This window comes from Corynebacterium sp. S5S1, from assembly GCF_001913985.1.
GTDB lineage: Bacteria > Actinomycetota > Actinomycetes > Mycobacteriales > Mycobacteriaceae > Corynebacterium > Corynebacterium marquesiae.
Genome location: NZ_MKXT01000004.1, coordinates 45,312 through 57,712 on the forward strand (window position 1 = coordinate 45,312; position 12,401 = coordinate 57,712).

Genomic DNA, 12,401 nt, shown 5'->3' on the forward strand with positions numbered 1-12,401 from the left:
CGCAAAAGAAAATGATGCGCAAACGCCTGCGCATCATCGTATCCGTGGTGCTCGTGGCGATGGTCGTCCTCGCTGGCCGCTTAGCCTGGGTACAGCTTGTGTGGGGCCCAGACCTTTCCGCCAAAGCCGTCACCCAGCGTGAGCGCGTCTATATTGACCCGGCCCGTAGGGGAGAGATCTTAGACCGCGATGGCCAGCGCTTGGCCTACACGATGAAGTCTCGTTCCTTGACCGTCTCGCCGACCCGACTGCGCGATGAGCTAAAAGACAAGGCCGAGATCGAGGCCCAAAAAGATGGCTCGACGGAGGGCATGGATGATAAGAAGCTGGATAGCTTTCTCAGCAAGAAGATGGAGCAGACCCTTAAGGACATGTCTGAGGGAATCCCGAAGCTGATTGAGGATTCCGGCGCCTCGACCTCCAAGGTGGATAAGGACGACATCCTCAATAAGCTCAAAGCCGATACCCAGTATGAGGTACTGGTGCGCAATGTCGATCCGGATGTTGCCGTAGAGATCGCCAATAAGTACCACGGAGTGGCAGCGGACCGCCAAGACATCCGCCAATACCCCAACGGCGCCATTGGTGAAAACGTTGTGGGCAAGGTGTCAATGGATGGCCATGGACAGTTCGGTTTCGAGGCCGCGCGCGATACGGAACTTACTGGCATTGACGGCCAGTCCACCGAAGACGTATCCGCAGATGGCCAGGTGATCCCGGGCACGCTGCGTGACGTCGTGGATACCGTTGATGGTCGCGACGTCACCCTCACTTTGGATCTGGACCTGCAGACCTACGTTCAGCAAAAGCTGGAAAAGGCCAAGGCCAACTCCAAGGCTTCTGGTGCGGAAGCAGTAGTTCTCGATGCTGCCACCGGCCAGGTCCTTGCCATGGCCAATACCGATACCGTGGATCCCAATAAGAATGTTGAGGATCAGCTTGATGAGGGTAAGGACTTTGAAAACCGCAGCGTCTCCCATCCTTATGAGCCGGGGTCTGTAGCCAAGGTGGTTACCGCGGCTGCTGCATTGCAGGAGGGCGTGACCACCCCGGATGAGGTGCACCAGGTCCCCGGTTCCATCGATATGGCGGGCGTGACGGTCAATGATGCCTGGGAACACGGCACCGAGCCGTATACCACCACCGGCATCTTTGGTAAGTCCTCCAACGTCGGTACCTTGATGATCGCCGATAAGTTGGGCCAAGAGAAGTACGCCGAGTACCTCAAGAAGTTTGGGTTGGGCAATACCACCGGTATTGAGCTGCCGAACGAATCGGCCGGCAGCGTCCCAGACTTGGAGCAATGGTCCGGCGGCACCTTCGCTAACCTGCCTATTGGCCAGGGCCAGTCGTGGACCACTTTGCAGATGGCCAGCGTCTACCAAGCGTTGGCCAATGGCGGCGAGCGTATCGAGCCGCGCATCATTGACTCGGTCAAGGGCCCAGACGGCAAGGACGAAAAGCTAGAGGAACCGGAAAAGAACCAGGTGGTAAGCCCTGAAACGGCCAAGACTACCGTGGATATGTTCCGCGCCGTCTTCCAGGACGATGATGCCGGCCTGCAAAACGGTACGGCCGGCAATGCGCAGCTTAAGGGCTATCAGCTTTCCGGCAAGACCGGTACGGCCCAGAAGGTGGACCCAAATACCTGGGCGTATTCGAATTCCGCCTATAGGATCACCTTTGCCGGCATTGCGCCGGCCGATGATCCGCGCTTCGTTGTTGCCGTCATGCTGGATGAGCCTAAGTCCGGCGTGGAGGACAATGGAGGCGGCGGCCAGTCGGCGGCACCTATCTTCCGCGATATCGCCTCGTGGCTACTTAATCGTGACAATATTCCGACTTCGAAACCAGCACCGCGGCTGACCCTGCGGGCACAATAGGAGCTTAGTATGACCGTTTCTTTGGATACTCTCGCCCAGCTTTCTGGCGGGCGCGTCATTGGTGATGCCACCGTGGAGGTTTCCGCGTGCGGGCTGGATTCTTCCCGTTTGCCGGAAGGCGCGCTCTTTGCCGCCCTGCCGGGCACGCGCGTACACGGCGCGCAGTTCGCTCGCGATACCAAGGCGGGAGCTGTGCTTACCGACGCCGCCGGACTCGACCTGCTTACCGAAGCCCAAGAGACCCGCCCCATCTTGGTGGTAGAGGATATTCGTGCCGTGCTCGGTCCAATCTCCGCCGAGATTTATGGCCACCCCACCCGCGACCTGACGGTTATCGGCGTTACCGGCACCTCCGGCAAGACCACCACCAGCTACCTGCTGGAGGCTGGCCTGCTCCACGCCGGGCATTCTGTGGGCCTTATCGGAACCACCGGTACCCGTATCAACCGCACGCCGGTTCCCACCTCGCTCACCACGCCTGAGGCGCCGACCCTACAAGAGCTTTTCGCGCGCATGAAGAACGAGGGCGTTACCCACGTGGTGATGGAAGTGTCCTCGCACGCGCTGGAGCTAGGACGCGTGCGCGGAACTCGGTTTGCGGTAGGCGGGTTCACGAACCTGAGCCAGGACCACCTTGATTTTCACCCCACCATGGAGGACTACTTCCAGGCTAAGGCGAAGCTTTTCGCCGGGGAACAGGCGGCGGAACGAGCCGTCCTCTGCATCGATGATGAGTGGGGCGAGCGCATGCGCGGCGTCGCCAAGAGCGCCGGCCACCCAGTTACTACGGTTGCCACCCAGGGCGCTTCGGCCACGATTAGCGCGCGCCAAACCGCCGCTGAGGCCACCGGTGCCCAGGAGGTAGCCCTGAATTATGACGGTGCCGATTTCACCTTCCGGCTGCCGCTGCCTGGTGAGTTCAATATCGCCAATGCCTGCTTGGCACTCGGCATGGCCACCGCGGTAGGAGAGGACCCAGCGGAGTTCCTATCGGGAGTGGAGAAGGTCGCAGTCCCCGGCCGCATGGAGCGCATCGACCGCGGCCAAGACTTTGTAGCCGTAGTGGACTATGCACATAAGCCGGCGGCCATCGCTGCGGTGCTCGACACCTTGCGCGGCCAGCTGGAGGGAACCAAAGGCCGCGTCGGCATTGTCGTCGGCGCCGGCGGAGACCGCGATAGCTCTAAGCGCCCCATCATGGGCGCAGCCGCAGCCAGCCGCGCAGACCTCACCGTGGTGACCGATGACAACCCTCGCTCCGAGGACCCCGCCACCATTCGCGCGGCGGTGATGGCGGGCGCACGTGACGCCGCCCCAGAAGGCGATATCCGCGAGGTAGGCTCCCGCGCCCGTGCCATCGATGAGGTCGTCGATTGGGCCGAGCCGGGCGATGCTGTCATCGTCGTGGGCAAGGGCCACGAGGTGGGACAGCTCGTGAACGGAAAGACCTTGCATTTTGATGACCGCGAGGAAATGGCCCGCGCCATCGAGGAAAAGCTGGCCGGAACCCCGCACCGCGATACCCTTGGGGATGCGAAGGAGTAGACATGATTCCACTTTCTATTGCCGATATTGCCGAAATTACCGGGGGCAACCTCGATTGCGTGTCTGACCCAGACCAGCGCGTTACCGGGTTCATCGAATTCGATTCCCGCAAGGTAACGAAGGGCGGGCTTTTCCTTGCCCTACCCGGTGCCCGTGTGGATGGCCATGACTATGCAGAAAAGGCCATCGAGCAGGGCGCAGTGGCGGTGTTGGCGGCGCGGCCGGTGGGGGTTCCGGCGGTCGTCGTCAAGCCCCAAGGCCGCGTAACCGGTGATGCCGCCAACGCGGATATCTATGCGCACGACGAGGACGGCTCGGCCGCCGCGGTGGTGCAGGCGCTATCCGATATCGCGAGAGAAGTCACGCGCCGCCTGACCGCCGAGCAGGGCCTAGACATCGTGGGCGTAACCGGCTCGGCCGGAAAGACCTCCACCAAGGACCTACTGGCTACCATTTTCCGCGCTGAGGGCGACACCGTCGCTCCTCCCGGCTCCTTTAATAACGAGGTCGGCCTGCCGTATACCGCTTTGCGCTGCGATGAGCATACCCGCTTCCTGGTTGCCGAAATGTCTGCCCGCGGCATCGGTCATATCCGCCACCTGACCACCATTACCGCGCCCACCGTCGGCGTGGTACTCAATGTTGGTACCGCCCACTTGGGTGAGTTTGGCTCACGCGAGAATATCGCCCAGGCCAAAGGCGAGCTCGTTGAAGCCTTGCCCTCGGCCGCTGAGGGCGGCGTCGCCGTGCTCAATGCCGATGATCCCTTCGTCGCCGGCATGGCGCCGCGCACCTCGGCCAAGGTCGTCTACTACTCGGCCAATAAGCCGCCGGCTTCCGACGCCCAGTACTACGCCAGCGATATCCAGCTCGATGACGTCGCCCGTCCCTCGTTTGTGCTGCATGCGCCGGGAACGGACCCGCTTCCGGTAAAGCTGCAGGTCTTTGGCAAGCACCAGGTCTCTAACGCTTTGGCTGCGGCCGCGGCTGCTATCGAATCGGGAATGGACCCGCAGGTAGTAGCTAACGCGCTTTCCGGGCATCAGAATGCCTCGGAACACCGCATGGACGTGCGTACCCGCCGCGATGGAGTAACCACCATCGATGATTCCTATAACGCCAACCCCGATTCCATGCACGCGGCCATTGCCGCGCTGGCCTATACCTCGGCCGCCCGACCGGATGCCCGCGCCATCGCCGTGCTCGGTGAGATGGGCGAGCTCGGCGGAGAAGCAGTGGCCGCCCACCGCGCATTGGGAGAGGTGCTTTCTAAGTACCATGTTGACCACCTCGTGGCCGTGGGAGACAACGATAATATGAGGGCCATGGTTGAGGCCGCCCAGGCGCGGGGTATAAATACTACTATCAGCCCGGGTGTTGACGCCGCTGCGGCGGCGGTCGAAGACATCATTAGGGTAGCGCCTGCCGGCATCGAAGATTGGACGGGGCGCGAGGCCAAAGATGTAATCCTCATCAAGTCATCGAATGCCCAGCGCCTGTGGCGCGTGGCAGAACAGCTCAATCGCCGTTAGTCCTCAGTACAAGGAGAAAGATCTCTAGCAATGACTCAGATCATTATCGCGGGCATCCTCAGCTTCCTCGTCGCGATCTTTACCACTCCCATGTTGGTTCGCTACTTTTCTGGCGTAGGCAAGGGGCAAGAAATTCGCGAGGACGGGCCGCAGCTGCACTTGCGCAAGCGCGGCACCCCCACCATGGGCGGACTGGCGATTTTGCTGGCCATCACCGTGGCTTATCTCGTGGTGGGAATTTATGCCCGCGTGACCGGTAACGGTGGCTTTAGCCCCTCCGGTCTCTTGGTTTACTTCCTCACGATGGGCCTTGGCGGTCTGGGTTTTGCCGATGACTTCATCAAGCTGTTCAAAAAGCGCAACCTTGGCCTGAACAAGACCGCCAAGCTGGTAGGTCAGTTGGCGGTGGCGCTCATCTTCGGCTTCCTGGCGCTGCAGTTCCCAGATGCACACGGATTAACCCCAGCGTCTACCAATCTTTCCTTCATTCGCGATTTTGAAACCTTCGACATCGCCGTGGGCGGCGTCATCATCGGCACCATTGTTTTCCTGGTCTTTCTCTATCTACTCATTGCTGCGTGGTCGAACGCCGTGAACCTCACCGACGGACTCGACGGCTTGGCCGCAGGCACCACCGCGATGGTGATGGGCGCCTATGCACTGATTTCCTTCTGGCAGTTCCGCAACTCTTGCGCCGTGTCGCCAGCGGCAGGGTGCTATGAGGTTCGCGATCCGCTCGACTTGGCCGTACTGGCTGCAGCTGGCCTGGGAGGTTGCTTGGGCTTTTTGTGGTGGAATGCCGCTCCGGCAAAGATCTTCATGGGCGATACCGGTTCGCTAGCACTCGGCGGCCTCGTCGCCGGCCTATCGGTGACCACTCGCACCGAACTGCTCATGATCATCATCGGCGCTATCTTCGTGATTGAGACGGTCTCCGTGGTTATCCAGATCATCGTCTTCCGCAGCACCGGTAAGCGCTTCTTCCGCATGGCGCCCATCCACCACCACTTTGAAAATGGTGGCTGGGCCGAGACCGCCGTCGTCACCCGCTTCTGGCTGCTGAGCGCCATGGCCGCTATTGCCGGCGTATGCATCTTCTACGGCGACTGGCTGTCTGCCGTCGGCTTTGCTTCCTAAGACTCACGCCTTTTTAGCTTTATCGAGGAAAGAGGAATAGAGATGACCGAGTTGCCATCCTCGTTGCGCGGGCGAGTGCTCGTGGCCGGGGCGGGAGTATCGGGGCGCGGTTGCGTCGCTATGCTGGCAAGCCTCGGGGTGGATACCACCGTTGCAGATTCCAACGAGACCGCGCTGGCGGAATTGGCGGAGGAATTCGGGGTAGCAACCGTCTCCGTCGATTCTGCCGCCCAGGGCGATTTTGACCTTGTGGTTACTTCGCCGGGCTGGCGTCCCGATTCGCCTTTGTTGGTTGCTTTCCAGGACGCTGGGGTAGAGGTCATCGGTGACGTGGAGCTGGCCTACCGCCTGGATCGTGCGGGCGTCTTCGGCGCGCCGCGCACCTGGCTGGTAGTTACCGGAACCAACGGCAAAACCACCACTACCGGTATGTTGGCCCAGATCATGCAGGCAGATGCCCAGCGCACCGGCAAGCGCGCACTGGCGGTGGGCAATATCGGCGTGTCGCTTTTCGACGCCCTCACGGCCACCCCTCGCGTCGACGTTCTCTGCGCCGAGCTATCTTCTTTCCAGTTGCATTGGTCCAGCCACTTGCGCCCGGATGTGGGCGTGTTGCTGAACCTGGCAGACGATCACCTGGATTGGCATGGATCGTTCGATGCCTATGCCCGCGCGAAGGCCAAGGTGCTCTCCGGTGACGTCGCTGTGGTGGGCAAGGATGACGCCGAGGCGGTCCGCTACGCCGCAGATACCACAGACTTCTACGGCTTTACCGCCGCTGAACCCACACAGGGAGAGGTGGGCGTAAGCGCCGGCCGTCTTGTCTCGCGGCTTAACGAGCAGCGCGAGGATCTCGCGTCCGCAGAGGGCATTGAGCCCGCCGGCCTGGCAGGAGTCCTAGACGCTGCGGCCGCAGCCAGCGTCGCGCGTCTGGCAGGCGCCACCCCGGAGTCCATTGCACAGGGGCTGGCAGCGTATACCGTGGCCGGGCACCGCGGCGCTGTGGTCCATGAGCATTCCGGCATCACGTTCATCGATAATTCCAAGGCCACCAACCCGCACGCGGCGGATGCGGCGCTCAAGGGGCTCAATTCCGTGATCTGGATTGCTGGTGGGCAGTTGAAGGGCGCGGAGGTAGACGGGCTCGTCGCCAAGCACGCCGCCCACATCAAGGCCGCGGTAGTCCTAGGCGTGGATAGGGAAGAGGTTGCCCGGGCACTCGCCGCGCACGCGCCGCATGCCCCGGTGGACGTCATCGAAACGCAGGAGCCTGTCGCAGCCATGCATGCTGCGGTGGAGGCTGCACTGCAACACGCCGACGCCGGGGATACCGTTCTTTTGGCGCCGGCTGCGGCATCGTTGGATATGTATACCGGCATGGCTCAACGCGGTGATTTTTTCGCCGCGGCCGCGCGGGAGCTTACCCGTAAGTAGAGCTTTAGATTTAAGGATCAGGAGAACACATGACGGCCACCTCCCAGCAGCGCCCGCGCTCCAAGAGTTTTGGCGACCGCGTTCGCGACCTGCGCGAGCGAGCCCGACAGGAAGCAGGCCTTGATTACCAGCTGCTGCGCTTTATCATCTTTTTCCTCGTCGGCATCGGCGTGCTCATGGTCTTTTCCTCCTCCATGGCCACCTCTTTGACAGAAGACGGCGGCGTATGGAACCAGGCATTGCGCCAGTGCGTGATGGTGTTCTTGGGCCTCGTTGCCTTTTGGTTTGGCCTCAAGGTGTCGCCGCATACCCTGCGCAAATGCGTGCCGTGGATTGTGGGCTTGTCCATCATTTTGCTCATCGCCGTGCTGATCCCCGGCGTGGGCACCGGCCGCGAGGAGGTAGGTTCCCAGTCCTGGATTTACTTGGGCCCGTTCTCCCTGCAGCCCTCGGAGCTTGCCCGCATCGCCGTAGGCATGTTTGGTGCGACCGTATTGGCGGATAAGGAGCACAAATCCATGAAGGTGACGGATCCCTTCATGATGTACTCCCTCATCGCCGGCGTTATGTTCTTGCTCATCGTCTTTCAGGGCGACTTGGGTATGGCTTTGTCCTTTGCCCTCGTGGTGGTCTTCACCCTGATTTTCGCGGGTGTCGACTGGCGGGTCCCCGCGACCATCGGCGTCGCAGCAGTGTGTGGTTTGCTGTTTATCTTCCTTTCTGGCGGCTTCCGCTCTAACCGCTTCCACACCTATTTCGACGCCCTAGTGGGCAATATCTCCGATACTCAAGGTACGGGTTTCCAGTCCTATCAGGGCTTTCTCTCGCTTGCCGACGGCGGCTTCTGGGGCGTAGGCATCGGCCAATCTCGTGCCAAGTGGTTCTACCTGCCCGAGGCGAAGAATGACTTTATTTTCGCCATCGTGGGTGAGGAACTCGGCTGGTGGGGCGGTGCGCTCGTCATCGTGCTATTCGCCGCCTTGGGTTATGTGGGCCTGCGCACCGCAATGCGCGCGCAGAACCAGTTCCAGTCCCTGCTCGCTGCCACGCTGACCATCGGTGTGGTCACGCAGGCCTTCGTGAATATCGGCTACGTCATTGGCCTGCTGCCGGTGACCGGTATTCAGCTGCCCATGATTTCCGCCGGCGGTACCGCGGCGATCATCACGATCGGCTCGATGGGCATCTTGTGCAACGTGGCGCGTCATGAGCCGATGCAGATTTCCGCCATGCAGAATTTCGGCCGCCCACTGTTCGACCGCCTCTTTTTCATCGGCGAGCCGCAGCCGGTGCCGAAGCCGAAGAAGAAGCAGCGGGGTCGTCACGCTCGTCCGCAGGAGCCGCGATCCCGCGTGCGCGAGGAGCGTTTTGGACGCCCCGTGACCGGAAGCGGCCGCCGCTATCCGCGCGCCGAGCGCCGCTATCGGTAGGTGGCGCTGGTAGCCTTTAGGCTATGAATTCCACGCCTATTTCCGTCGTCATCGCAGGTGGCGGCACCGCCGGACACATTGAACCCGCCCTCGCCGTGGGCGAAGCTTTGCGCGAGCGCCACGGCGCACGCATCACCGCTCTCGGTACCGAAAAGGGCCTCGAGCGCGATATCATTCCCGCCCGCGGCGTGGACCTGAGCCTGATTACCCCCGTGCCGATCCCGCGCAAGGTCAACGCGCAGCTCTTCAAGCTACCGTTTAACCTCTCCCGCGCGGTGGGGGAGGCCAAGCAGGTACTCAAGGACGTCGAGGCGGATGTCGTCTTTGGCACCGGCGGCTACGTGGCCGGGCCGGCCTATATCGCTGCGCGATCCCTCGGCATCCCGTTTTATGTTCTCGAGACCAATGCTTTGGCTGGAATGGCCAATAAGCTCGGTGTAAAGATGGGCGGCATCGGACTCAACGCGCACCCGGATTCTGGCATGCCGGGCGAGGTCGTCGGCATCCCCGTTCGCCCGAGCTTGGCGGAGGACCCGAATGGCAACCTGGCCGCAGACGCGCGCACCAAGTGGAACCTGTCCGAGCTTCCCACCATTCTCATCACCGGCGGGTCCCAAGGCGCGGCCAGCATCAACCGCGCTGTTGCCGGAGCGGTAGAGGACTTGGCACAGGACTTCCAGCTTCTGCACGCCTACGGCAAGAAGAATGACCCGCCCGCAGAACACCCGAACTACGCCGCACTGCCGTATATCGAGGACATGGGCTCCGCCCTTGCGGTGGCTGACCTCATCGTGTGCCGCTCCGGCGCGATGACCGTCGCCGAAGTATCCGCCGCAGGCCTGCCGGCCATTTACGTTCCGCTGCCGCACGGCAATGGCGAACAGGCGCTCAATTCCCGCGACGTGGTCGAGGCAGGCGCCGCCATCCAGATCCCGGACGCGGAGCTGACCGCAGAGCGACTCATCTCCGAGGTGCGCGGCATTCTCGATGACCCGCAACGCCTCGAGTCGATGACGCACGCCGCCGCCCATACCAGCGCTGGGGACGTGGCCAATACCATCGCAGACCGCATCGCCGCCCGCGTATCCGAGGCCGAAGACGCCGCTGGAAGGAAGGACAAGTAAATGACCGATCCCGCACACTACGATCTGCGCCGCGTCCACCTCATCGGCGTTGGTGGTTCCGGCATGTCGGGGCTCGCGCGAATCCTCGCCGCTCGCGGCGGAGTGGTCACAGGTTCCGATGTCAAAGACTCCACCCCGGTTGAGGTGTTGCGCACCATGGGTGCCAAAGTCGCCATCGGCCACGCCGCAGAAAACCTGCGACTGTCTGGCGAACTGCCCACCGTCGTGGTTACTTCTTTTGCCGCCATTCCCCAAGACAACCCGGAGCTAGTGGCCGCAAAGGATAACGATATTCCGGTAATTCGCCGCTCCGATCTGCTCGCCGCCTTGATGGAAGGCCACAAGCAGGTGCTGTTGGCTGGCACCCACGGCAAAACCTCCACCACGTCGATGACCGTGAGCGCGATGCAACACGCGGGTCTTGATCCCTCCTTCGCCATCGGCGGCCAGCTCAACCGCGCGGGCACCAATGCCCACGGTGGCACTGGGGAAGCTTTCGTCGCCGAGGCCGATGAATCCGATGCCTCGCTGCTGCGCTATAGCCCGGACGTCGCGGTGCTCACGACTATCGAGCCCGACCACCTCGACTTCTTCCACAGCGAGGAAGCCTACTTCCAAGTCTTCGATGACTTTGCTGACTTGGTTACTCCGGAAACCGGCTACCTCGTTGTGTGCTCTGAAGACGAGCACGCTGCCCGGGCTGGCGAGCGGGCGCTGGAGCGCGGCATCAACGTCGTGGCCTACGGCTCGGCGGAGAAGTCTTTTACCTCTACTGTGCCACTGGCCGCCGAGTTGGTCCGCGAAGAGACCACCGCGGAAGGCATGGACACCACCGTCAAGCTCGACCTTCCTGGCGTTTCTGAAACCGTGCGCTACGAGCTGCAGATCCCAGGCCACCACATGGTGCTCAATTCCATGGGCGCCTTGATCGCCGGCGTGCTCTCCGGTGGCGCTCCAGCCGCCATCGCCGAGGGATTGGCTGACTTTAGCGGTGTGCGCCGGCGCTTTGAGTACCGGGGGAGCGTCGACAAGCAGGGCAAGCCCGTGCGGGTCTTTGATGATTATGCGCACCATCCCACCGAGGTTGCGGCAGTGCTGCGGGCCGCACGCGCCAAGGTCGAGGCGGAAGGCCACGGCGGGCGCGTCATCGCCTGCTTCCAGCCGCACCTGTACTCACGCACCATGGAATTCGACGCCGAGTTTGCCCAAGCACTCTCGCTTGCCGACGCCGCCGTGGTCCTCGACATCTACGGCGCCCGCGAACAGCCCGTGGAGGGAATTACCTCCCGCATCATTACCGATAAGATGCCCGCTGATATGCAGGTCATTTTCGAGCCGGATTTTTCCGCCGCCGCCCGCGACGTCGTGTCGGTGGTGGAGCCAGGCGATGTGGTGCTGACCATTGGTGCTGGCTCGGTAACCATGGTGGCGGCGGAAATCCTCGATGAATTGCGGGCAAGCTAGTGCGCGTCTCCGCAAAGCTCATCGCTGGGGTCATCGCCGCAATTGTCGCCGTGGCCGTCATAGCGGCCGCCGTGATGTGGACAGTTCCCGTCCTGAAGGTACGCAATTTTCACGTCGAAGGCGTCCACCAGCTCGATCCCGCGCAGGTGGAGGAAGCCTCTGGGGTTCCCAAGGGCGAAAATTTGCTGCGCGTTAACGCGCGTGAGGCAGCTTCCGGCGTTGCTGGATTGGACTGGGTCGATTCGGTGACAGTCTCTCGCGATTTCCCTTCGACCTTGACCATCAACGTGGCCGAGCACAAGGCCGTGGCGTTTGTAAAGCGCGATAATAAGCCCTACCTGATCGATGATAAAGGCGAGGAATTTACCTCCGCTGAGCCTCCCGCGGGCGCGGTTGAGGTGACGGGCTCCGTCGATAGCGGCTCCCCGCAAACCCAGGATGCGGTGCGAGCGATTGCAGCGCTTTCCGACGACGTCCGCAACCAAGTAGCAAAGCTGGAAGTGGCGGGCGAATATTCGCTGACTTTCACCACCAAAGATGACCGGCGCATCTTCTGGGGTGCCAGCGATTCCAACGATGAGGACAAGGCGCATGCCTTCGCCACCGTGTTGAAGATGGAAGGCCGCGAGTGGAATATTTCCAACCCTGAGTTGGTCACCACCCGCGGATAGGGCGACGGGTGCCCCCGCGGGTACTTTCTATCGCGCTTGTGGGCCCGTGCAGCACCGCTTAGGCGTGTGCGCTGCACGGGCCCATTTCAGTGCCTGAACCATGGGGCGGATGATACGGGTGTGACAAGCAAAACCGCAGGTGAGAAACCCTAAAGTGGAACTTGAGGGTCTCGACACGCGG

At 62.0% G+C, this 12,401-nt stretch carries 9 protein-coding genes; all 9 read left to right on the forward strand.

Annotated features, from left to right (window positions below):
* The first annotated feature begins 11 nt into the window (after positions 1–11).
* The 9 genes from BKN05_RS02240 to BKN05_RS02280 are packed head-to-tail and all read left to right on the forward strand — an operon-like array spanning position 12 to position 12,220.
* Positions 12–1,883 carry a peptidoglycan D,D-transpeptidase FtsI family protein gene (locus BKN05_RS02240; protein ID WP_374043189.1) on the forward strand — a complete coding sequence of 624 codons (1,872 nt, stop codon included), beginning with the start codon at positions 12–14 and terminating at the stop codon, positions 1,881–1,883.
* A gap of 9 nt (positions 1,884–1,892) precedes the next feature.
* Entirely contained in the window at positions 1,893–3,428 is a 1,536-nt protein-coding gene (locus BKN05_RS02245) for a UDP-N-acetylmuramoyl-L-alanyl-D-glutamate--2,6-diaminopimelate ligase (protein ID WP_286687849.1), read from the forward strand.
* 2 nt (positions 3,429–3,430) lie between these two features.
* A complete protein-coding gene (locus tag BKN05_RS02250; RefSeq protein ID WP_286687850.1) occupies positions 3,431–4,960 on the forward strand; it encodes a UDP-N-acetylmuramoyl-tripeptide--D-alanyl-D-alanine ligase in 1,530 nt (509 codons plus the stop codon).
* Positions 4,961–4,990: 30 nt separating this feature from the next.
* Positions 4,991–6,097, forward strand: a complete 1,107-nt coding sequence (gene mraY, locus BKN05_RS02255) for a phospho-N-acetylmuramoyl-pentapeptide-transferase (protein WP_286687851.1) — start codon at positions 4,991–4,993, stop codon at positions 6,095–6,097.
* 42 nt (positions 6,098–6,139) lie between these two features.
* Positions 6,140–7,531 (forward strand): UDP-N-acetylmuramoyl-L-alanine--D-glutamate ligase, encoded by a 1,392-nt coding sequence (murD, locus tag BKN05_RS02260; protein WP_286687852.1) that lies wholly within the window; start codon positions 6,140–6,142, stop codon positions 7,529–7,531.
* Between the two features lie 29 nt (positions 7,532–7,560).
* Positions 7,561–8,961, forward strand: a complete 1,401-nt coding sequence (locus tag BKN05_RS02265; RefSeq protein ID WP_286687853.1) for an FtsW/RodA/SpoVE family cell cycle protein — start codon at positions 7,561–7,563, stop codon at positions 8,959–8,961.
* A 23-nt stretch (positions 8,962–8,984) separates the two neighbouring features.
* Complete coding sequence (gene murG, locus BKN05_RS02270; protein ID WP_286687854.1) at positions 8,985–10,085, forward strand: undecaprenyldiphospho-muramoylpentapeptide beta-N-acetylglucosaminyltransferase; 1,101 nt, start codon at positions 8,985–8,987, stop codon at positions 10,083–10,085.
* Positions 10,086–11,549 (forward strand): UDP-N-acetylmuramate--L-alanine ligase, encoded by a 1,464-nt coding sequence (gene murC / locus BKN05_RS02275; protein ID WP_286687855.1) that lies wholly within the window; start codon positions 10,086–10,088, stop codon positions 11,547–11,549. It abuts the gene before it with no gap.
* The gene (locus BKN05_RS02280) at positions 11,549–12,220 is read left to right on the forward strand and encodes a cell division protein FtsQ/DivIB (protein ID WP_250409960.1); all 672 of its coding nucleotides are present in this window, start codon (positions 11,549–11,551) and stop codon (positions 12,218–12,220) included. Before murC ends, BKN05_RS02280 begins: the two co-directional genes overlap by 1 nt.
* Positions 12,221–12,401: the final 181 nt, after the last annotated feature.

Coding starts and splice junctions, on each gene's coding strand:
- BKN05_RS02240 (WP_374043189.1), top strand. CDS start 12: ATGATGCGCAAACGCCTGCGCATCATCGTATCCGTGGTGCTCGTGGCG.
- mraY (WP_286687851.1), top strand. CDS start 4,991: ATGACTCAGATCATTATCGCGGGCATCCTCAGCTTCCTCGTCGCGATC.
- BKN05_RS02245 (WP_286687849.1), top strand. CDS start 1,893: ATGACCGTTTCTTTGGATACTCTCGCCCAGCTTTCTGGCGGGCGCGTC.
- murD (WP_286687852.1), top strand. CDS start 6,140: ATGACCGAGTTGCCATCCTCGTTGCGCGGGCGAGTGCTCGTGGCCGGG.
- BKN05_RS02250 (WP_286687850.1), top strand. CDS start 3,431: ATGATTCCACTTTCTATTGCCGATATTGCCGAAATTACCGGGGGCAAC.
- murG (WP_286687854.1), top strand. CDS start 8,985: ATGAATTCCACGCCTATTTCCGTCGTCATCGCAGGTGGCGGCACCGCC.
- murC (WP_286687855.1), top strand. CDS start 10,086: ATGACCGATCCCGCACACTACGATCTGCGCCGCGTCCACCTCATCGGC.
- BKN05_RS02265 (WP_286687853.1), top strand. CDS start 7,561: ATGACGGCCACCTCCCAGCAGCGCCCGCGCTCCAAGAGTTTTGGCGAC.